The organism is Arthrobacter sp. FW306-06-A, assembly GCF_021870055.1.
Classification (GTDB): Bacteria; Actinomycetota; Actinomycetes; order Actinomycetales; family Micrococcaceae; genus Arthrobacter.
Genome location: NZ_CP084552.1, coordinates 1,693,166 through 1,714,097, shown reverse-complemented (window position 1 = coordinate 1,714,097; position 20,932 = coordinate 1,693,166). Strand labels below are relative to the sequence as shown.

Below are 20,932 nucleotides of genomic sequence, written 5' to 3'. Positions count from 1 at the left end.
GCCTTTCGTTGTTCTCATCCCTGGCGGATGAGGCTGGGGTCAGCGGCCGGCCAGGATCTGGTGGGCCTGGGCGACGTCCAGACGCATTTGCTCCACCAGGGCCTCAGGGCCACGATAGGCCACCATGCCGCGGAGCCGCTGCACGAATTCGACGATGACTGTCTGGTCATACAGATCGAAGTCCTCCACGGCTTCCTCCGGCCTGTCGATCACATGCGCCTCCACCTGCCGGCTGACGCCGTCGAATGTGGGGTTGGAGCCTACCGAGATCGCTGCCGGCCAGCGCTTGCCGGCCTGGTCCACCAGCCAGCCCGCGTATATGCCGTCCGCGGGGATCAGGCCGGTGGCATTTGAGGAAAGGTTTGCCGTGGGGAAGCCAAGCGCCCTGCCCCTGGCGGCGCCGTGGACCACTTCGCCGCGCATCCGGTGCGGGCGGCCCAGGACGGACGCGGCGGTGGCGACGTCACCCTCCTGCAGCGCCTCCCGCACCCAGGTGGAGGAACAGCGGCGGTCCGTGCCGTCGTCGTCATGCAGGGGGTAGCCCTCGGAGCCGAACTCGCTGATGACCTGGACGTCGAAACCGAATTTGTCGCCCAGGGCCTTCATGGTCTCAAGGTCGCCGGAGTTGCCGCGTCCGAAGCGTGCATCATGGCCGATGACCACCTGGCTGGCGTGCAGGCAATCAACCAAGTACTGCTCCACGAACTCTTCGGCCGTGAGGCTGGCAAGGTCCAGTGAGTACTTGACCACCAGGATGGCGTCCAGGCCCAACTCGCCGAGCGCCTCCAGCTTGTCATCCAGGCCCATGATGAGCTCCGGCGCCGCCTCGGGCCGGTGGATGACCGCCGGGTGGGGGTCGAAGGTGATGGCCACGGCCTTGGCCTGGGAGAGCCGGGCAGAACGGATCAGCTGGGACAGCACCTGCTGGTGGCCGCGGTGAACGCCGTCGAAGTTGCCGAAAGTGACAACAGATGGGCCGAAGTCCGCCGGGACATCGGACGGATCGTTCCAGATGTAGACCATCACCCTCGCCTTAAGCTGCGTGCAAGCATCAACGTTCCACCGGCCGTGCGGCCGGTGAACTCTTCAAGGTTACCCGGATTCTCTGCGCGGCTTTTGCCGTCACTCCGCAGCCTTGGCGGAACCCGCCGCGACCTTCGAGGGGCGGCGGCGGTACAGCCATACCAGGCCCAGGATGGGCAGCAGCAGGGGGATGAAGCCATAGCCGCGGCCGAACAGGGACCAGACGGTTTCATGCGGGAACTGCACGGAGTCCAGGATGCTCAGCGTCCCCACCACCAGGACCCCGGCGAGCTCAACCAGAACGGCCGCAACGGAGACCTTGAACCAGGTGGTTCCTGCCTTGGCCAGCGATACCGTCGCCAGGATATACACCACGGCGGCGAACGCGGAGAGCAGGTAGGCCAGCGGAGCCTCGGAGAATTTGGTAAGGATCTGGTATCCGGCACGGGCGGTGGCCGAGATGGCGAACACCCCGTATACCGCGATCAAAAGGCGGCCGGGACCGGTGTTGCGGGTATTGCGGACGGGTGCGTCGCCGGCGGCCGCGCGGGCCTGCTGCTCTTTCATTTCTGCTGCTTCTTCCACTTCAGTACCAGATCTGGTTCATTCGGGCAGCCATCACCAGCGCAGTGACACCGACCGCGGCCAGGACAAAGTTGCTCCATCGCGTCCGCTCCAGGATGGCCCAGTAGATCGCCGCGGGCGGCAGGAGCATGGCGGTGGCCATGTAGCCCCAAAACTCCCACGCTTCGCCGGCGATGGGTTCCCCGGCGATGACGCGGACGATCGAACCCACCAGGTAGACCACCAGGGCTGCTTCCACTGCCACGACGGACAGGAGGGTGACGTCGTTGGGCGCCTTCCTCAGGATCCCCGCCCCCAGGCAGAGCACCGTGGACACCAGGCCGACGACGAGGATGATCCAAAAGTATGCGTCCACGCCTACGCCTCCGCGGCTGCTGTGGCGGCCGCCCCGTTCCCATGTCCGGTCCCGGTTCCGGGCGCGAAGACAAGGACCGGTTTGGCGTAGCTGCCCGCATCGGCGAGGAGCGCCACCAGGCTGCCGTCGGGGGCGAAGCCCGCCGCAGGGTGCTCAGCGGTGGCGGCGCCCGGGGTACCGGCAGCCGTGCCGGCAGCGATCCGGCGGCCGAAGGAGATTTCGGCGGTTTCCTGGGCCGTGAGCTCACGGTTGGGCATCAGGGAACGCGCGGCCAGGGACATGTCCAGGACGTTGAGGTCTTCCGCGAGCTGTTCCAGGGTACGCGCCTGGTCAAGGGTGTACGGACCCACCTGGGTCCGTCGGAGGGCGGTGAGGTGTCCGCCGACGCCAAGGGCGTTGCCGAGGTCCCGGGCCAGGGCGCGGATATACGTGCCGGAAGAGCATTCGACGGTGACATCCAGGTCCACGACGCCGGCCGTGGGGTCCCTGCGGATGGCATGGACGTCGAACCGGTGGATGGTGACGGGGCGCGCGGCGAGCTTGACGTCCTCGCCGGACCGCACCCGTGCGTAGGCGCGTTCGCCGTTTACCTTGATGGCGCTGACGCTGCTGGGCACCTGCTGGAGCTCCCCCGTGAGTGCCGCGACGCCGTCGTATATCTCCTCGTCAGTGACGTCTGCGGCACTGGTGGTGGTCGTGACCTCGCCCTCCGCGTCATCCGTCACCGTGGACTGACCCAGCCGGATGGTGGCGGTGTAGGTCTTGGAAGTGCCCACGATGTAGGTCAGCAGGCGGGTTGCTTTGTTGATGCCGAGCACCAGCACGCCGGTGGCCATGGGATCGAGTGTTCCAGCGTGCCCTACTTTCCGGGTCCCTGCGAGGCGCCGCATCCGGCCAACCACATCATGGCTGGTCCATCCCTGCGGCTTGTCCACTATCACCAGTCCAGAAAGCACGCCTCCCAGTATATCGGCGCAGGTTGGAGCCGCCGTACGGACCACCGCGACGGCTAGGATGGCTGGCATGCCTGAGCTTGCCGCCCATGTCCGCGACGTGCCCGTGAACCAGATCCGGGAGATCACCGAGGCCGCCTGGCGGACCCCGGGCGCCATCGTGTTGAGCATCGGCGAGCCCGGCTTCCCGCTCCCCCGGCACGTCCTGGACGCAGGTATCGCCTGCCTGGACCGCGACGAAACCAACTACACCCCCAACGCCGGAATCCCGGCCCTCCGCGAGGCGTTCGCCGCCAGGTTCCGGGAGGAACAGGGCGTGGACGTCGGCGCCGACCGGGTGTACGTGGTCTCCGGTGCGCAGCAGGGCCTGCACTTCGCCATGAGCCTGCTGCTCTCCCCCGGCGACGAGATCCTCATCCCCAATCCCGGCTACCCCACCTTCGCCATGACCAGCCGGCTGCTGAACGCCGTTCCCGTGGGGTATCCGCTGCATCCGGAACACGGCTTCCAGCCACGTGTTGCCGACGTGGAAGCACTCATCACCAGCCGCACCCGGGTGCTGGTGCTCAACTCACCCTCCAACCCGCTCGGTGCCGTGCTCAACGGGGAACTGGTGCGGGAACTGGTGGAGCTGGCCCGACGGCACGACATCTGGGTCATCTCCGACGAATGCTACGAGGCGTTCACCTACGACGTCCCGCATGTCAGCCCGGCCAGGTTCGACGGCGGCACGGAGGCGGATGCGCGCGTGTTCACTTCGCTGACACTGTCCAAGACCTACGGACTGACCGGGCTGCGGATCGGCGCACTGGTCTGCCCGCCGGGGCTGGAACAGAAGATGGACAACGTCATGGAATCGATCGTCTCCTGCGTGGCCTCCGCCCCGCAGTACGCGGCGCTGGCGGCGCTGACCGGCCCCCAGGACTACGTCCGGCACGCGCATCAGCACTACCGCGGGAACCGGGACGCTGCTTCGGCAGTCCTTGCCGCAAAGGGCATCCGCTACCTGCCGGCACAGGGCGCGTTTTACCTGTGGGCCGATATGTCCCACGTATCCGGCGGCGACGTGCGGGGATGGGTCCGGCGCTTCCTTGCTGACTCCGGCGTGGCGTTGGCTCCGGGGACGGCGTTCGGCTCCATCGGCGAGGGCTGGGTGCGGATCGCGCTGTGCGGGCGGAAAGAGGACCTGCTGGCGGGACTTTCCCGGCTGCCGGACGCCCGGTCCTAGGTCCGGCAGGCCTCACCTCCGGCGCGGGCGGGCGCGGGCAGGCGCGTCAGCTGCGGGCGCCGGCGAGGGCCCTGTCCAGCCAAGACCGAAGGACTTCTGCGGGTGCGGCGCCTGCCTGGCGGGCGGCGACCTTCCCGTCAACGAGCACCATCAGCGTGGGAATGGCCTGGACGTCGAACCGCCGCGACAACCCGGGCGATTTGTCCACATCCACCTTCACCAGCTTGATCTTGCCGGGCCGTTCCCGCGCCAGCTTGTCCAGGACCGGGCTGACCATCCGGCAGGGTCCGCACCAGGCCGCCCAAAAATCGACCAGCACCGGTACTGGGGATTGCTCCGCCACGGCAGCGAAGTCGCCGTCACCCGCCGCCACGATCCAGGGCAGGTCCGCCTTGCAGTTGCCGCAACGGGGGTGGCCTGACGCCTGGGCGGGCACGCGGTTGGTCTTTCCGCAGGAGGGGCAGGCAAGCAGCGTGGGTTCCATGGTCAGTATTCCTTCCTGCTGTCAAAGGCGCGCCAGGCCTGGAAGGGGGCGTCCGACGTCGGGATGTCACCCCGGGTGACCGGCATCAGTTCCGGTGCGGCGCCGCTGAAATAGTCGTAGAAGAGGGCGTCGTCGAAGCCCGCGGCTGCGGCGCCATGGCGGTCCGCGGCGAAATAGACGTGCCCGATTCGAGCCCACAAAGCTGACGCCAGGCACATGGGGCAGGGCTCGCAGCTGGCGTAGAGGACCGATCCCGTGAGGTCGAAGTCCGCTGTTGCTGCCGCTGCCGCCCGGATGGCAACCACCTCGGCATGGGCGGTGGGGTCGTTGTCCCGGGTCACCCTGTTGACGCCGGAGTGGACCCGTCCGTCGGGCGTCACCACCACGGCCCCGAACGGTCCGCCGCCCTGGCCCACGTTCGCCGTGGCGAGATCCACTGCCTGTTCGAGGTATGGGGCCCCTTCGACGTGTCGGGTCCGGTCGAGGCGCTGGGCCCGTTCGACGTGTTCCGGGGAGCTGTTTCCGTGGTCTGCGGCGGTCATAGCACGATCCTAGCCACCGGTGACCCGTTGGGGGATGGAAAGGGGGCCAGGAAGGGGGGACGCCCGCAAACACTACCCGCCGGTACGGGCCTACTCTTGCGCCGGGGGATACATATTTTGCCTCTGCCGAGGCTTCCATATCCGGCCCGCAAGGGCCCCGCACCCCGGAGTACCCAATGAAGAGAAGACTCGCAGTCTTAGCCTGTATCACCGCCTCGGCCGCTGCCATAGCGTCCGGAGGCCCGGCCGCAGCTTCCACCAAAGCGCCGGATTACCAGGTACTTGCAGGCGGCCTGGTCTCGCCGCTGCACGTCGCTGCAGGAAACGGCAAGGCGGTCCTGGTGTCCCAGGATTTTGCCGGGAAACTAACGCGCATCAACCGGGACGGATCAACCGGGGACCTGGCGACCGGCACGCCGGAGGGCTGGGAAGTAGCCGGTTCCGATACCCGCGGCAGCACAACGTACTACCTGGAAAGCGTCGGCGCCGGTCAGGGTGACCCGGCCGGACTGCACGGATTCCTGAAGTCGATCGACGCCAAGGGCGGCGTGGACACCATCGCAAACTTTGCCGATTACGAGCGGCGCCACAACCCGGACGGCGACCAGCGCTACGGATTCGGCAATGACGTGAGCGCAGCGTGCCTTGCAGGGTGGCCGGCCTTCGCGCCTGCCAAGTACAAAGGCCTGGTGGACTCGCATCCGTATGCCCTGGCAGTGAAGGACGACACCGCGTATGTCGCCGATGCCGGGATGAACGCTGTCCTCAAGGTCAACCTGAAAGACGGTGACATCGACACCCTCGCTGTCCTGCCTCCACGGCCGGCGGTCATTCCCAAGGGATTGGTCATTCCCACCGACATGCAGGGCGGGACCTTCAAGGTGCCCGACTGCGTGGCCGGCCATAAGTATGCCTTCGAACCCGTCCCGACGGACGTCGCGATGGGACCGGACGGCATGCTCTATGTGACGTCGCTGCCCGGCGGACCGGAAGGACCGGAACTGGGCGCCCGTGGTGCCATTTTCAAGGTGAATCCGTGGAACGGGGACGTGGACCTCTGGGCCGACCATATCCTCAGCCCCACGGGTGTGGCTGTGGCCGGCAACGGTGACGTGTATGTTGCGTCGCTGTTCGGTGGCGAGATCCTGAAGTTCACCTGCGACGGCGACCGTTCGACGTTCCTGAAGGTGAACATGCCGGCTGACGTCGACATCAGGGGGAACAACCTCTACGCCACGGTCGACGCGCTGGGCGACCCGATGCAGCCGCCCGCCGGAAAGGTCATCAAGGCCGATCTCGGGTAGCAGGCCGTGACAACGCCCCGGCTTAAAGGACGGGGTGGGTTAAAAGCAGCCAGGGCCCGGGATAAGCTCCCGGGCCCTGGTGTGCGTCTTACTTGTTGCCGTCCTCGTTGAGGTCTTCATCGTCGCTGAGGTCCAGGTCCTCTTCGTCGAAGTCGTCCTCATCGATGTCCACGTCGCCGGACGCGTCGGACTTGTACGGGTCCGCGTCGCCTGCGTGCCGGGCGTTGGCGGCAAGGGCTGCCACCTCGGCATCCCGCTTGCGGGCCTCCCGCAGCAGCTCCTCCAGGTTGGAAGCATTGACCGGGATCTGGTCGGCGACGAATTCGAGGGTGGGGGTCAGGCGGACGGTGATGTTCCGGCCCACCTCCTGCCGAAGCACACCCTTGGCCTTCTCAAGCCCCTTGGCAGCATCGGCCTGGACAGCCTGGTCGCCGAGGACGGTGTAGTAAACAGTGGCGTGCTGCAGGTCGTTGGTCACGCGGGCATCAGTAACAGTAACGCCCTCAACCCGCGGATCCTTGATCCTCCGGCCCAGGGCCTCAGCAACAACAACCTTAATCCGCTGCGCCAACTTGGCAGCACGTGCCGGATCAGCCATGAACAACTCCTATAAGAAGAAAAAATTAGGGACGTACGACGGCGGCAACAGGGCAGCCAACGGACGTTTCAGTTATCTGCCACGCACCTGGGGCCGGGACGCCCGCACTATGGCGAGTGTACGACGGACCTGCGTTGGGTTTTTCCGGCGGCCTGGGAGTGGCATCGGGCCTGCCGAAGCTGGGTGCCCGACGTCGTCAGACGTTGGCTACCCAGCGAAGGGGCGGGGCCGCCGGAAAAATCCAACGGCCCCGCACCTGGCACTGCTGACAGCCCGAAGGCCGGCCAGACTAGACGCGCGGCTTCTCGCGCATCTCGAAGGTTTCGATGATGTCACCTTCGGTGATGTCGTTGTACGAGCCAAGACCGATACCACATTCGAAGTCCGTGCGGACCTCGGTGACGTCGTCCTTGAAGCGCTTGAGCGTCTCAACGGTGAGGTTGTCGCCGATGATTTTGCCATCGCGGCTGACGCGGGCCTTGGCGTTGCGTCGGATAACACCCGAGCGCACGATCGAGCCTGCAATGTTGCCGAACTTGGAGGAACGGAACACTTCGCGGACCTCGGCGGTGCCGAGCTGGACTTCTTCGTATTCCGGCTTGAGCATGCCCTTGAGCGCTGCTTCGATGTCATCGATTGCTGCGTAGATGACGGAGTAGAAGCGCATGTCCACGCCTTCGCGGTCTGCCAGTTCGGCAACCCGCTCGGCGGGCTTGACGTTGAAGCCGATGATGACGGCGGAGTCGACCGTTGCCAGGTTGACGTCGTTCTGCGTGATCGCACCGACGCCGCGGTGGATGACGCGCAGCTGCACGCCTTCGCCGACGTCGATCTTGAGCAGCGCGTCTTCGAGGGCTTCGACGGCACCGGACACGTCACCCTTGAGGATGAGGTTGAGGGTGTCGATCTTGCCTTCGGCGACGGCCTGGTCGAAGTCCTCCAGGCTGATGCGCTTGCGGCGCTTGGCCAGGGCTGCGTTGCGGTCGGCTGCTTCACGCTTCTCGGCGATCTGGCGGGCGGTGCGCTCGTCAGCGGTCACGAAGAAGGTGTCACCGGCGCGCGGCACGTTGGACAGACCCAGCACCTGGACGGGGCGGGACGGACCGGCCTCGGTCAGGGCGCTGCCGTCGTCGTCGAACATCGCACGGACGCGGCCGTGGGCCGTGCCTGCCACGATGGTGTCGCCGACGCGCAGGGTACCGGACTGCACCAGGACGGTGGCAACCGCACCGCGGCCCTTGTCCAGGTTGGCTTCGATCGCGATGCCGCGGGCGTCCTTGTTCGGGTTGGCGCGCATGTCCAGGGCTGCGTCTGCGGTGAGCAGGACAGCCTCGAGCAGCTCGTCAATGTGCAGGTTCTGGCGGGCAGAGACCTCCACGAACATGGTGTCGCCACCGTATTCCTCGGGAACCAGGCCGTACTCGGTCAGCTGGCCGCGGACCTTCTCCGGGTTGGCGCCTTCCTTGTCGATCTTGTTCACGGCCACGACGATCGGCACGTTGGCCGCCTGGGCGTGGTTGAGGGCTTCAACGGTCTGCGGCATCACGCCGTCGTCCGCTGCGACCACCAGGATGGCGATGTCGGTGACCTTGGCACCACGGGCACGCATGGCGGTGAACGCCTCGTGGCCCGGGGTGTCGATGAAGGTGATCTTGCGATCGTCGCCTTCGTGGTTGTGCGTGACCTGGTAGGCACCGATGTGCTGGGTAATGCCGCCGTGCTCGCCCGCCATGACGTCGGACTTGCGGATGGCATCGAGCAGGCGGGTTTTACCGTGGTCAACGTGGCCCATGACGGTGACTACCGGCGGACGTGCCTCGAGTTCCTCATCGCCTTCGGCTTCGAGTTCGGCGTCAAAGTCGATGTCGAAGCTGGAGAGCAGCTCGCGCTCCTCGTCCTCCGGGGAGACGACCTGGAGCTTGTAGCCCAGTTCCTCGCCGAGCAGGGCGAAGGTGTCCTCGTCCAGCGACTGGGTGGCGGTGGCCATCTCACCAAGGTGGAACAGCACGGTGACCAGCGCGGCGGGGTTTGCCTCGATCTTGTCGGCGAAGTCCGTGATGGACGAACCACGGCGAAGCCGGATGACGGTGTTGCCGTCGCCGCGGGGTACGCTCACGCCACCCAGCGACGGGGCACTCATCTGCTCAAGTTCCTGGCGCTTTGCGCGCTTGGACTTGCGCTGCTTGCCACGGCCAGCGCCGCCCTTGCCGAAGGCACCCTGGGTGCCGCCGCGGCCGCGGCCGCCCTTGCCAAAGCCACCGCCGGCGGGTGCACCGCCGCCGCCACCGGGACCACCGGTACCGGGAGCGCCACCGGGGCGTCCTGGACCGCGTCCGCCGCCACCGGGACGTCCTGCACCTGCGGGTGCGGGACGCTCAGTGCGGTTAGGCATCATGCCCGGAGTAGGACGGGGACCACCGGGGCGCGGGGCGCCTGGACGGGGACCACCGGCGCCTGCTGCGGGGCGGGGACCACCGGCACCGGCTGCGGGACGCGGCCCACCGGGGCGCGGTCCGCCGGCGCCTGCTGCGGGGCGGGGACCACCGGGGCGGTCGCCGTCGGTGCGGCTGCCACCCGGACGGGGCATGCCCTGCGAGGTGGCAAACGGGTTGTTGCCGGGACGGGGTGCACGGTCACCGTCTCCACCGCGGCCGCGGGGCATGCCCTGCGAGGTGGCGAACGGGTTGTTGCCCGGACGGGGACCGCCGGGGCGGGGCCCTGAACCACCCGGACGGGCGGAGGGAGCCGGAGCTTCAGCCTTGGGTGCCGGGCGGGCACCGGGCTTGGCGCCGGTGGACGGGGCACCAGCGGCTGGGGCACTGGAAGACGGCGTACCGGAAGACGGAGCCGCGGGGGCGGCAGGCGCGGCGGGGGCTGCCGGGGCTGCTGCCTGTGCAGGAGCAGCGGGAGCGGCCGGAGCCGGTGCCTGGGCCTTGGGGGCCGGAGCCTTGGGCGCAGCCGGACCGGGAGCCGGTGCTGAAGGGCGTGTTCCTGCCGCGGGAACAGGTGCCTTGGACGCAGCGGCTGGCGCTGCGGCCGGGGCCGAGGACTTTGCCGCGGCGTCGGGGAAGGCGTTGCGCAGTTTACGCACAACGGGTGCCTCAATGGTTGAAGAGGCAGAGCGAACGAATTCGCCCAGTTCCTGCAGTTTTGTCACTGCATCTTTGGAAGTTATACCGAGCTCTTTGGCGAGCTCATGTACGCGGACCTTGGCCACATTTCTCCTGTCTCGGTCCGCACCGAGCCAGGCACGAACCGTCTACTTCTTACTGCGGACCCCAGCCGCTGTTGATGCGAAGGGGCCCATTGCAGAGCGCAACAAAGTTGTCATCGTTACGCACTCATCGCTGGGAACTCATCGGGTTTCCATCAGATTTCTGACCCGCTTTCAGGTTGGACGGTTGGTGTTGCAGCCACCGGGGCGGCGTCAACGTTCGGACCTGGCGTGAACCAGCGTTCGACGGCGGTTGTTTCAGTTGCGCCCGGAAGGGCACGCCCGAATGCTCGCCGCTTGACCGCCAGGGCCAGGCACGATGTGCTGGGGTGCAGCCATGCACCCCGGCCAGCCATCCGGCGTCGTTCATCCACCAGGACAGCGGTTGACCCGCTGCCTTCGGCGACGAGCCGGAGCAACTGCGACCGCGGGCCCTTCTTCCGGCATCCGATGCAGGTACGCTCGGGCTGATTCCCTGTGGAAAGCATTTCTGCCACGGTCATCGTCCTGACGTTCTTTCTGCTGGCCGCAGGTTTTACTGCCCCGCAGTTGCGGAAACGAGCACGCCCAAGGCACACGGCTACCGGCTGTTAGGCGCGGTCTTATCCATTCTAGCCCCTCGGGGCCGTTCTGCCCGAAACGGGATGGCTGCCGCGGCGCGCCAACCACCCGCGTCCCGGCAGTTATTTGTCGCGGGCCACCGCGGCGTCGGAGACGATGTCGATGCGCCACCCGGTCAGCTTTGCCGCAAGGCGGGCATTCTGGCCTTCCTTGCCGATGGCCAGGGACAGCTGGTAGTCCGGAACCACCACGCGCGCGGAGCGGGTGGCCTCGTCGGTGATGGTGACCGAATTCACCCGCGACGGCGACAGCGCGCTGGCAATGAAGGTAGCCGGGTTCTCGCTGTAGTCGACAATGTCGATCTTTTCGTCGTTCAGCTCGTTCATGACGGCACGGACGCGGGAACCCATCTCACCGATGCAGGCACCCTTCGCGTTGATCCCGGGGGTGTTCGCCTTGACGGCGATCTTGGTGCGGTGGCCGGCTTCGCGGGCCAGCGCGACAATCTCCACGGAGTGGTCGGCGATCTCGGGGACTTCGAGTTCGAAGAGCTTCCGAACCAGGCCCGGGTGCGACCGGGACAGCGTCACGGAGGGGCCCTTGGTACCGCGGTGCACGTCAATGACCAGGGCGCGCAGGCGGTTACCGTGGATGTACTTCTCGCCGGGGACCTGCTCGGGCGGGGGAAGCAGCGCCTCGAGGGACCCGAGGTTGACCTGGACCATGTGCGGGTTGTTGCCCTGCTGGATGGTGCCGGACACCAACTCGCCTTCGCGGCCCTTGAACTCGCCCAGGACGTTGTCGTCCTCAACGTCGCGAAGCCGCTGCAGGATGATCTGGCGGGCCGTGCTGGCTGCGATGCGGCCGAACCCTTCTGGGGTGTGCTCGAATTCGCCGATGGGGGCGCCGTCGTCGTCAATCTCCACGGCCCAAATGGTCACGTGCCCGCTCTTGCGGTCCAGTTCGGCGCGTGCTTTTTCGAAGGCGCCGGGCGACTTATGGTAGGCCACCAGGAGCGCCTGCTCGATGGTGGGGATCAGGAGGTCCAGCGGGATTTCACGCTCACGCTCCAAAAGTCTCAGTGCGCTCATGTCAATATCCATCAGGCCTCCTCAGAAGGTCCATTGTGTTCAGGTTCCAGACCGTCCTCCGGGAGGTGGCTGAATTCGATCTCGACTTTTCCGTTGCGGATCCTGTCGAAAGGAAGCTTTACGGGTTCACCCTGTCGGGGCTTCATGCCCTTCTTGACGGCGATCTCCGGAACGAGGGTGACTCCCCCGTCGTCCACGGACTTGATGCGGCCGGTCACGTTCTCGCCCTGGGTGACGTTGACCTTGACCATCCGGCCCCGCGCGCGGTGCCAGTGCCGCGGTTCGGTCAGGGGACGGCCGACGCCGGGCGAGGACACCTCGAGGTCATAGGGGCGGCCGTCGTCGTTGGGGTCGTTGTCCAGCACATCCGAGAGGACCTTGGAGATGTCCGCGATGACGTCCAGGCTGACCCCGCCCGTCTCTTCCTGCGGCAGGTCCACCACGACATGGACCACACGGTGGGAGCCCGGGATGATGGCTACGTCCTCCAGGTACAGGCGGTTTGCGTGAACGGCGGGTTCCAGGAGAGCCCGGAGCCGCGCAGCTTCGGGGTTGTGGGCCGGCGCGGTGCCGCTTCCCGTGCCGGTGTGGTCTGGTGAAGCCGTAGCTTCTGCGTTGCTCACGATGCCGGCCGCCTCCCTATAGATGATGTGGTGTTTACTAGCGTAGCTATTTTACCGGCCCCGTGGTGCACCCGGGTGCCCCCTCAGCGTGACACCATGGTCTGTTGTGAAACACCCCCTCAAGGACACCCACCCGCGCGTGCGCGCGTTCCGGTTTGCCGTCTTTGCCCTCGCCGCGCTGGTGGTCCTGAGCCTCGGTTTCGCCTTGATTCCCGCGGAAAAGCCAGCTCCCGCCGAGCCTCCGTTGACGGAACGGGCCAGGGCGGCGGCGTTCACTGCTGCCATGGACCTGCGTGCCTCCGGGATGGAGCTGTCTTCCACTGGCGCAGCGGATTCCGCCGTCCTGGACCCCGTTGTGACCTTGCTGACCATCCAGGCCAGGGCGTTGATGTCCCCCGCGCTGATGTCCCCTGCACCGGAAACCGGTGCAGCCACGCCGCCGGCATCCGCCACGCCGTCTTCCACCGCCGGCCCGGCCAGTGTTGCCGGACTCGTCCAGGCGCTGGCCGGCAGCGGAACCGCGCGCCTCAAGGACGCAGAAACAGCCGACGGCGGCATGGCCCGCCTCCTCGCGGGTGCCGGCACCGCGCAGATCCTCGCCGCCGGCCGCCTGGCCGCCGCCACAGGAGTACCCGTCCCGGAGGCAACGGCAGCCGCAACGGTAGAAGAGGTGCCGGCCCAGGAAACTGCTTCCCCATGCCCCTCGCCATCCGCGGCTGCCTCGCAGAAGGGCGCTCGCCCGGGCACTGCTGCCGGCGTGCGCGAGGCGCTGGCCGCTGTCGTCACCGCAGAGGAGGAGGCTGCCTACGGGTACCAGGCGGCACTCCCCCGCCTCGGTCCCGCCGAGGCCGGGCCGGCGTCGGAGTTCCTGGCCCGGCACCGCGAACTGGCCGACACCGGGGAGGAACGCCTCAGGCTCGCTTGTGGAACGGCCGTACCGCAACAGCCGGGATATGTCCTCGATTCCGCCTTCCTGGCCGCACCGGCAGCAGGCCTGGGCAGGCTCGAGGCAGCGACGCTCGCCTCCTACGGCGCCCTGGTGGCACTGTCCCAGGGCCAGGACCGGAAATGGGCGCTGTCAGCGCTGCAGGCTGCCGCAGGACGGGCGCTTCGCTGGGGCACAGACCCCGGAGCTGTTCCAGGCCTGACCCTGGACGTTAACCAACTGCCCAACCTTCCCGCAGTTACTGGACGTCCTGCCGGTACCGGCCCCGCGCCGTCGTCCGCGGAATCCCAGGCCCTCACTGGGCCGTCACCACTGAAGGAATGGTCGTAAAGAAGACCACGCAGAGGGTGGCACTGGGAAGGCCGGGGTGGTTTCCTGAAAGGATGAACGCCGACGATCCAGCCGATGCCCCGGGGACCGGTGCCAGCCCGGAGCTGAACAACCACCTTGAGACGGAACCGCACGGCAACGATATTGCGCACCGGCTGAACTGGTTGCGCGCCGGCGTCCTCGGCGCCAATGACGGCATCGTCTCCGTGGCCGCCATTGTGGTTGGCGTGGCGGGTGCCACGGCCGAATTGGGGCCCATCCTCACGGCCGGCGTCGCCGGCGTCGTGGGGGGCGCCGTGTCAATGGCGTTGGGCGAATATGTCTCGGTCAGCAGCCAAAGTGACAGTCAGCGCGCCCTGATTGAGAAGGAACGCCGCGAACTGGAGGAAGAACCGGAAGCGGAGCTCGCCGAACTGACCGCCCTCTACCTGGCCAAGGGGCTGACCCCCGAAACCGCGGCCAAGGTCGCCCGCGAACTTACTGCCCACGACGTCCTGGCCGCGCACCTGTCTGCCGAGCTCAACATCGACGAGGAGGACATCGTCAGCCCCTGGCACGCGGCATTCGCCTCAGCCATCGCGTTCACCATCGGGGCTATTCTGCCAATGCTGGCCATCCTGCTTCCCCCACCCGGCATCCGGTTTCCGCTGACGTTTGCAGCAGTCCTGGTGGCCTTGGCCATAACAGGCGCCCTGGGGGCATGGATCGGAGGCGGCTCAAAAACGCGGGCAGCTGTGCGCGTGGTGGTGGGCGGCGCATTGGCGCTCGCGGCGACGTTCGTGATCGGCAACCTGCTGGGGGCCTCGGGTGTTGTTTGACCCCGTGGTGCCGGCACTGCCCATCCCGCCGGACCTCACGGCCCGCTACATGCGCGACCGGGCAGGACGCACCTGGCTTGACAGCCTTCCGGGGCTGCTGGCTGACCGGCTGGAGCAATGGCAGCTCGACGTGGACCTGGCGCCCGGCAGCCTGCCGTGGAGTGGACACGGCGGCATCGTGCTGCCGGTGCGGCAGGACGACGGTTCACCAGCAGCCTTGAAGATCGCTTTCCCCCACGATGAAGCCAAGGTGGAGCGGCATGCACTGGCACTTTGGGGCGGCCGTGGCGCTGTTGCATTGCTGGCCTCCGACGCGGAATCGTGCGCCATGCTCCTGGAACGCCTCGACGCCGGACGGTCACTGGCGGACGTGCCCCTGGATGACGCTGCCGTTGTCTGGGGCGGGCTGGTGCGGCAACTGGGGCTGGCCCCGGACCACCGCCCTGAATGGCGGGAGTTCGCCGACATCGCCGGCCGAGCCGAACAGTGGAGCGACCAACTGCCGGCGGACTGGGAGCAGCTGGGCCGCCCGTTCCCCCGGTGGCTGCTGGAGGCAGCCCTTGAAGTGTGCCAGACCCGCGGTGCGGTGGGCCGCCGGTCGGCCCATGACCTGCTGGTCCACACGGACCTGCATTTCCTGAATGTCCTGGCGCGCCCGGGGAAGCAGCCCACGGGTGAAGCGCCGACGGCGGCGGGATACGCGGCCATCGACCCCCAGCCGATGATTGGCGAACCCGAGTTCGCCGTGGCCCCGCTTCTGTGGAACCGCCTTGCGGACCTGCCGGCGTCCCGGCCCGGCGCGGCGCTGCTGACGCGCTGCCACGACTTCAGCACAGCCGCCGGCCTGGACCCCGACGTGGCCCGGCAGTGGGCCATCGCCAGGGAAGTGGATAACGCGCTGGGGTACGCCGCGCAGGGACACCAGGGCGGTCTTGCCCGGTCCCTTTGGGTCTCCAGCACCCTGGCCGGCAAAACCCTGGACGGCCTGCCGCATCCCCATTCACTGCCCGAGCCGGGACAGGACGGGTAGGGCGGCCGGCAAGGCGTGCGCGAACGGTCAGGAGTTCCGCACTGCGGCCAGGGCTGACCGCACGGCGTCGATTGCGGTGCCCACATCCTCCCCCGCCGTATGCCAGTTGCTCACCGAAACCCGAAGGATGTCCCGCTCCCGCCAGCGTGACCCGGACATCCACACCTTCCCGTCCTGGATGACACGGGCCGTGACCGCGCGGGTGGTGTCGTCGTCGCCGAAAGCCAGGCACACCTGGGTGTAGGAGACGTCGTTGAGCACCTCCACGCCGTCCAGGGCGGCCATTCCTTCTGCGATTGCCGCGGCGGCACCCGCCAGACCACCCACCTGGGCTGCCACGCCCTCGCGGCCCAGGCTTTTAAGCGCGGCCCACACCGGTACTCCCCGTGCCCGGCGCGAGAGTTCCGGGACCTTCTCGAAGGGATCGCCCGGGCCTTCCGCGTCGTGCACCAGGTAGCTCGCGTGCAGGCCCATCGCAGCCCGCAGCGCCGACGGGTCGCGGACGATGGCGATGCCGCAGTCGTACGGCACGTTCAACGTCTTGTGGGCATCCGTGCCCCAGGAGTCGGCCTCTTCATAGCCCCGGGTGAGGTGCCTCAGTTCCGGTGCGGCGGCAGCCCAAAGGCCGAACGCACCGTCGATGTGTACCCACGCACCGTGTTTGCGTGCGACGGCGATGGCCTGGGCAAAGGGGTCGAAGGCGCCTGAGTGCAGGTTGCCTGCCTGGAGGCACACCAGGGCGGGCCCGGTGCCGGAGGCAAGCGCGGCGTCCAGGGCGGCGGGGAGCAGGCGGCCCTGCCCGTCTGCGTCGACTTCCGTTGGTTTTCCGAGGCCCAGGTAGCGAAGGCCGAGGTCAACGGTGTCGTGCCGTTCCCGTCCGACAAAGCAGCGGATCCGGGGTGCGCCGCAGAGTCCGTCGCGGTCCAGGTCCCAGCCGGCATCGGTGAGCAGCCGCCAGCGGGCGGCAGCCATGCCGGTGAAGTTTGCCATGGTGGCGCCGGTGACGAATCCGACGTCGGCGGTGGATGGGAGGCCCAGCAGGTCCAGCAGCCAGTGTCCGGCGGCTTCCTCGATGGCAGCCGTGGCCGGGGTGGCGTAGCGCAGGCCCGCGTTTTGGTCCCATGCGCTGACCAGCCAGTCCGAGGCCAGGGCGGCCGGCAGGGTGCCGCCGATCACCCAACCGAAGAACCGGCTCGAGGGCATGGCCATGAGGCCAGGTTCTGCCTGGGTTGCCAGGAAGTCGATGACGCCCGCTGCAGGCATTCCTGCTTGGGGCAGTGGTCCGCCGAAGACTTCGGCGAGCTCTGTGGCGTTCCGGCTGGGTCCCACGCGGCGGTGCGGAAGGCTGTCCAGCCAGGCCTGCGAATACCCTGCGGCGGCTGCCAGTGCCGCGGCAAACCCGTCATCGCCGTGTGCCATACCTGCATGCTACGCCGGGCTGGTCCCCAGGACGAGGACCAGTTTCCAGGGCGGATCAGGAGAAGTTTTCCTGCCAGACGTCGTAGCCAAGCTTGACGATCAGGGCCGCCACGACCGCCAGGAAGACCACCCGGACGAATTTGCTGCCCTGCTTCACGGCTGTGCGGGCGCCGAGGTAGCCGCCGGCCATGTTGGCGCCGCCGAGCAGCAGGCCGACCCCCCAAAGGATGGACCCGTGCGGCAGGAAGAACAACAGGGCACCGGCATTGGTGGCCATGTTGACAATTTTGGCCTTGGCGCTTGCTTCCAGGAAGGCGTAGCCCATGGCGGACACCAGGGCGATGACCAGGAAGGAACCGGTCCCCGGGCCAATAAGCCCGTCATAAAAGCCGATCACAGCACCGATCAAGCAGGCCACGACGTAGTGCTTATGGCCTTCGTGGCGCAGTGCCGTCAGCTCACCCACGCTGGGCCGCAGGGCAATGAAAAGCGCGACGGCGACCAGGGCCACCACGATGATGGGCTTGAACACCCCGGCCGGCAGGGTAGCGGCCAGGCTTGCCCCGCCGAAGCTGCCTGCCAGGGCTATCACCGCCATGGGCACCGCGGTCCGCAGGTCCGGCCCCACCCGCCGGTAATAGGTGACAGCACTGGTGGCGGTACCGAAGATGGAGCCCATCTTGTTGGTGGCCAGCGCCTGGACCGGCGCGATGCCGGGGACCAGGAGCAGCGCCGGAAGCTGGATGAGGCCTCCGCCGCCCACCACCGCATCAATCCACCCGGCTGCGAATCCAGCCACCACGATCAGGATGATGGTGGTGAGCTGGATCGACTCGAAGCCGGAGGTCACTGGTTGCGGACGGCGTTGACCACGTAGTCGACGGCCTTATCTACCGCCACGTTCTCGGCCGCACCGCTGCGGCGGTCCTTGATCTCCACCACGCCGTCCACCAGGCCGCGGCCCACTGCCAGGATGGTGGGGACGCCCACCAGCTCGGCGTCGCCGAACTTCACGCCCGGCGAGACCTTGGGCCGGTCGTCATAGATGACCGACAGTCCGGCTTCCTCGAGTTCCGCCGACAGCTTTTCCGCCGTCTGGAAGATCTCGTCACCGCGGCCTACTGCAACCACATGTACATCGGCGGGCGCTACCGTGCGGGGCCAGACCAGGCCACGGTCATCGTGGTTGGCCTCTGCCAATGCCGCCACGGCCCGGGTGACCCCGACGCCGTAGGAACCCATGGTGACCACCACCTGCTTGCCGTTCTGGTCCAGGACTTTGAGGTCCAGTGCTTCGGCGTATTTGCGGCCGAGCTGGAAGATGTGGCCCATTTCGATGCCGCGGGCGGTCTCCAGCGGGCCCGAGCCGTCCGGGGAGGGGTCGCCGGCGCGGACTTCGGTGCACTCGATGACGCCGTCCCAGCGGAAGTCGCGTCCGGCCACCAGGCCGAAGACGTGCTTGCCGGCCTCGTTGGCGCCAGTAATCCAGGCAGTTCCGCTGACCACCCGGGGGTCCACCAGGTACAGCAGCTTGGTGGCACTGTCGGCGCCCAGGAGCGGCTGGTCGAGGGACAGGCCGGGGCCAAGGTAGCCCTTGACGATCAGCGGCTGCTTCTTGAGGTCTTCCTCGCCTGCCTGCTCCAGGCCGATCTCTCCACCGATCGGCAGGAAGGCGCCGATGTTTGCCTCCACCCTTTTGAGGTCCACTGCGCGGTCGCCGGGGAGGCCGATGACCACCAGCTGCCGTTCACCGGTGGGCAGCGTGACGGCGAGGACCACGTTCTTGAGCGTGTCCGCTGCAGTCCAGGCGCCGCCGTCGGATTCTGCCCGAGGGGCGATCTGGTTGGAAGCGGCAACCAGGGTCTCGATGGTGGGGGTGTCCGGGGTATCCAGGACCTCTGCCGCCGGGGCGTTGGTGAAGTCGATTTCCTCGGGGACCACCGTGGTGACGGCCTCGACGTTGGCGGCGTAGCCGCCGGCCGAGCGGACAAAGGTGTCCTCGCCGATCTCCGTGGGGAAGAGGAATTCCTCGCTCTTGGAACCTCCCATGGCGCCGGCGGTGGCTGCCACGGGCACTACTTCAAGGCCCAGGCGTTCAAAGATCTTCAAGTAGGCGGCGCGGTGGGCGGCGTAGCTGGCATCCAGACCGGCGTCGTCCACGTCAAAGGAGTAGGAATCCTTCATGATGAACTCGCGGCCGCGGAGGAGCCCGGCCCGGGGACGGGCCTCGTCGCGGTACTTATTCTGGATTTGGTACAGGCTCAGCGGCAGGTCCTTGTAGGACGAGTACAGGTCCTTGACCAGGAGCGTGAACATCTCCTCATGCGTGGGGGCCAGCAGGTAATCAGCTCCCTTGCGGTCCTGGAGGCGGAACAGGCCCTCGCCGTATTCGGTCCAGCGGTTCGTGGCCTCGTACGGCTCGCGTGGCAGCAGGGCCGGGAAGTGGACTTCCTGGGCGCCAATGGCTGCCATCTCCTCGCGGATGATTTCCTCGACCTTGCGCAGGACGCTCAGTCCCAGCGGAAGCCAGGTGTAGATGCCGGGGGCAGCGCGGCGGATGTAGCCGGCGCGGACCAGGAGTTTGTGGCTGGCAACCTCGGCATCGACGGGGTCTTCGCGCAGCGTGCGCAGGAAAAGCTGGGACAGTCGTAGGACCACGGGTGGTATCCGTTTCTGGGGAAGTGCTGGGTCAGCAGGGCCGGACAATTCGTCTGGATACTAATCTACCGGCACGGAACATGCGGCAATTACGGGCCAGGGAACGCAGCCGGGCCGGCTTGCCCGGCAATGGCCGGACACAGTAGGGCCACGCCCGGGAATACAAAGCCCCTGGCCCCCCAATGAGGCTGGTCATCGCATCCGGGCGTGGCCCAACGCCGTTATCGCCTGAGTACTGGTGAGGACTGGTGAGACCGCCCACCCCACTTCCAGCGCAGCTAGAAAGAACTTATGTGATCGTGCGCACGTTTGACAAGTGTTTTTATTTTCGGAATCCGCGTGCCCTTTACCTGTCGCGCGGCGTTACTTCCGCTGTTGTGCCTTGACGACGCGTTGTTACGTGACAGGCGGTTGTCTTACTTGACCAGCGCAGCAGCGGAGTCAAGGAGGGCACCAGCCCGGCGGACGGCGTCGGCCTCGCTCTCGCCTCCGGACGCAACCGAGGTGAGCACCACGCCCTGCTTGACCACCTGGGCCGTAACGGTTGACTGCTTGCGTCCATCGGGAAGGGCGCTGTCAGTGCGGTAGGCAACGGTACCGGGGAGGCTGCCGGCTCCCTGCACCGGAGTCACGGTTACGGCTATCTCCATGCCCGACGCGGTCATGGTCATGGAGGAGCACTTCGCCAGCTGGTCCGGCTGGTCCTTGACCTTGGCAAGGAAGCTTTGGTCCAGGCCGGCAATCAGGGACAGGGCTGTGGCGGCCCCGGTGCCGGCGTCCGTGCTCATGCCCATCGCCATGGTTGCTCCGTCGACGGAAGGTACGGCGCTTGCGGCGGCCAGTTCCTTGCACTCTGCGGGCTTGACGTCAATGGACGCAATCATTGCCTTGGTTTGTTCGAGCGTGGTTTTGATGTCGGCGCTGGGCAGGACTGACAGCCTGCGGTCTGCCGCGTCCCGGACCTGGCCGACGATGGCAGCGAGTTCCTCGCTGGTGTAGGCCTTGGCGGTTGGCGTCGGAGTTGCCGTTGGGGTGGGCGTACTTTGTGTGGAGGCCGCAGGCGCGGCAGGTGTGGATTCCGCTGCCTGTGGCGCGGACGTCCCGCCGCACGCAGAAACACCAACGGCAAGAAGGGCGCAGGCCCCGAAAGTTCCAAGCACGGACGTCTTC

Annotated in this window: 20 protein-coding genes; 5 read left to right on the top strand and 15 right to left on the bottom strand. The window is 67.3% G+C overall.

Annotation, left to right across the window (positions count from 1 at the left end):
* Positions 1-39: 39 nt before the first annotated feature.
* The 4 genes from LFT49_RS07850 to truB all read right to left on the bottom strand — a co-directional run bounded on the left by LFT49_RS07850 (position 40) and on the right by truB (position 2,919).
* Entirely contained in the window at positions 40-1,023 is a 984-nt protein-coding gene (locus LFT49_RS07850) for a bifunctional riboflavin kinase/FAD synthetase (RefSeq protein ID WP_236821732.1), read from the bottom strand.
* Positions 1,024-1,122: 99 nt separating this feature from the next.
* Positions 1,123-1,590 carry a hypothetical protein gene (locus LFT49_RS07845; protein WP_236801910.1) on the bottom strand — a complete coding sequence of 156 codons (468 nt, stop codon included), beginning with the start codon at positions 1,588-1,590 and terminating at the stop codon, positions 1,123-1,125.
* Between the two features lie 19 nt (positions 1,591-1,609).
* Positions 1,610-1,963: a hypothetical protein gene (locus tag LFT49_RS07840; protein WP_237430206.1), complete on the bottom strand. Its 354-nt coding sequence runs from the start codon at positions 1,961-1,963 to the stop codon at positions 1,610-1,612.
* A gap of 2 nt (positions 1,964-1,965) precedes the next feature.
* The gene (gene truB, locus LFT49_RS07835) at positions 1,966-2,919 is read right to left on the bottom strand and encodes a tRNA pseudouridine(55) synthase TruB (RefSeq protein WP_236821731.1); all 954 of its coding nucleotides are present in this window, start codon (positions 2,917-2,919) and stop codon (positions 1,966-1,968) included.
* 67 nt (positions 2,920-2,986) lie between these two features.
* On the opposite strand from truB, the gene LFT49_RS07830 reads away from it, so the two are divergent.
* Positions 2,987-4,144 carry a pyridoxal phosphate-dependent aminotransferase gene (locus LFT49_RS07830; RefSeq protein ID WP_236821730.1) on the top strand — a complete coding sequence of 386 codons (1,158 nt, stop codon included), beginning with the start codon at positions 2,987-2,989 and terminating at the stop codon, positions 4,142-4,144.
* 46 nt (positions 4,145-4,190) lie between these two features.
* Here the strand turns inward: LFT49_RS07830 and trxA are convergent, their stop codons facing one another.
* Together trxA and LFT49_RS07820 are read right to left on the bottom strand one after the other, a co-directional pair.
* Positions 4,191-4,628 (bottom strand): thioredoxin, encoded by a 438-nt coding sequence (gene trxA / locus LFT49_RS07825; RefSeq protein ID WP_236821729.1) that lies wholly within the window; start codon positions 4,626-4,628, stop codon positions 4,191-4,193.
* 2 nt (positions 4,629-4,630) lie between these two features.
* Entirely contained in the window at positions 4,631-5,170 is a 540-nt protein-coding gene (locus tag LFT49_RS07820) for a nucleoside deaminase (RefSeq protein WP_236821728.1), read from the bottom strand.
* A 176-nt stretch (positions 5,171-5,346) separates the two neighbouring features.
* Here LFT49_RS07820 and LFT49_RS07815 point away from each other — a divergent pair, with 176 nt between their 5' ends.
* Entirely contained in the window at positions 5,347-6,474 is a 1,128-nt protein-coding gene (locus LFT49_RS07815) for a ScyD/ScyE family protein (protein ID WP_236821727.1), read from the top strand.
* 88 nt (positions 6,475-6,562) lie between these two features.
* Here the strand turns inward: LFT49_RS07815 and rbfA are convergent, their stop codons facing one another.
* The 5 genes from rbfA to rimP form a co-directional block, all read right to left on the bottom strand.
* The gene (gene rbfA / locus LFT49_RS07810; RefSeq protein WP_236801905.1) at positions 6,563-7,072 is read right to left on the bottom strand and encodes a 30S ribosome-binding factor RbfA; all 510 of its coding nucleotides are present in this window, start codon (positions 7,070-7,072) and stop codon (positions 6,563-6,565) included.
* A gap of 289 nt (positions 7,073-7,361) precedes the next feature.
* Positions 7,362-10,289, bottom strand: coding sequence for a translation initiation factor IF-2 (gene infB, locus LFT49_RS07805; protein ID WP_236801904.1), 2,928 nt, complete (start codon positions 10,287-10,289; stop codon positions 7,362-7,364).
* 152 nt (positions 10,290-10,441) lie between these two features.
* Complete coding sequence (locus LFT49_RS07800; protein WP_236802820.1) at positions 10,442-10,774, bottom strand: YlxR family protein; 333 nt, start codon at positions 10,772-10,774, stop codon at positions 10,442-10,444.
* Positions 10,775-10,969: 195 nt separating this feature from the next.
* Positions 10,970-11,950 (bottom strand): transcription termination factor NusA, encoded by a 981-nt coding sequence (gene nusA / locus LFT49_RS07795; protein ID WP_236801903.1) that lies wholly within the window; start codon positions 11,948-11,950, stop codon positions 10,970-10,972.
* Positions 11,950-12,561, bottom strand: a complete 612-nt coding sequence (rimP, locus tag LFT49_RS07790; protein WP_236801902.1) for a ribosome maturation factor RimP — start codon at positions 12,559-12,561, stop codon at positions 11,950-11,952. The genes nusA and rimP overlap by 1 nt, the downstream gene beginning before the upstream one ends.
* 106 nt (positions 12,562-12,667) lie before the next feature.
* On the opposite strand from rimP, the gene LFT49_RS07785 reads away from it, so the two are divergent.
* The 3 genes from LFT49_RS07785 to LFT49_RS07775 are packed head-to-tail and all read left to right on the top strand — an operon-like array spanning position 12,668 to position 15,685.
* Entirely contained in the window at positions 12,668-13,837 is a 1,170-nt protein-coding gene (locus LFT49_RS07785; protein WP_236801901.1) for a DUF4439 domain-containing protein, read from the top strand.
* Positions 13,838-13,890: 53 nt separating this feature from the next.
* Entirely contained in the window at positions 13,891-14,655 is a 765-nt protein-coding gene (locus LFT49_RS07780) for a VIT1/CCC1 transporter family protein (RefSeq protein ID WP_236801900.1), read from the top strand.
* A gap of 49 nt (positions 14,656-14,704) precedes the next feature.
* Positions 14,705-15,685 carry an aminoglycoside phosphotransferase family protein gene (locus LFT49_RS07775; protein WP_236802819.1) on the top strand — a complete coding sequence of 327 codons (981 nt, stop codon included), beginning with the start codon at positions 14,705-14,707 and terminating at the stop codon, positions 15,683-15,685.
* Positions 15,686-15,712: 27 nt separating this feature from the next.
* Here LFT49_RS07775 and LFT49_RS07770 read toward each other — a convergent pair whose 3' ends face one another.
* From LFT49_RS07770 to LFT49_RS07755, 4 genes are all read right to left on the bottom strand, one after another.
* Positions 15,713-17,104, bottom strand: coding sequence for a pyridoxal phosphate-dependent decarboxylase family protein (locus LFT49_RS07770; RefSeq protein ID WP_237430205.1), 1,392 nt, complete (start codon positions 17,102-17,104; stop codon positions 15,713-15,715).
* A 55-nt stretch (positions 17,105-17,159) separates the two neighbouring features.
* Positions 17,160-17,954: a sulfite exporter TauE/SafE family protein gene (locus LFT49_RS07765; protein ID WP_236801898.1), complete on the bottom strand. Its 795-nt coding sequence runs from the start codon at positions 17,952-17,954 to the stop codon at positions 17,160-17,162.
* Positions 17,951-19,762: a proline--tRNA ligase gene (locus tag LFT49_RS07760; RefSeq protein WP_236801897.1), complete on the bottom strand. Its 1,812-nt coding sequence runs from the start codon at positions 19,760-19,762 to the stop codon at positions 17,951-17,953. Before LFT49_RS07760 ends, LFT49_RS07765 begins: the two co-directional genes overlap by 4 nt.
* 416 nt (positions 19,763-20,178) lie before the next feature.
* On the bottom strand, positions 20,179-20,922 hold the full coding sequence (locus LFT49_RS07755) for a hypothetical protein (protein ID WP_236801896.1): 744 nt from the start codon (positions 20,920-20,922) through the stop codon (positions 20,179-20,181).
* Positions 20,923-20,932 lie beyond the last annotated feature (10 nt).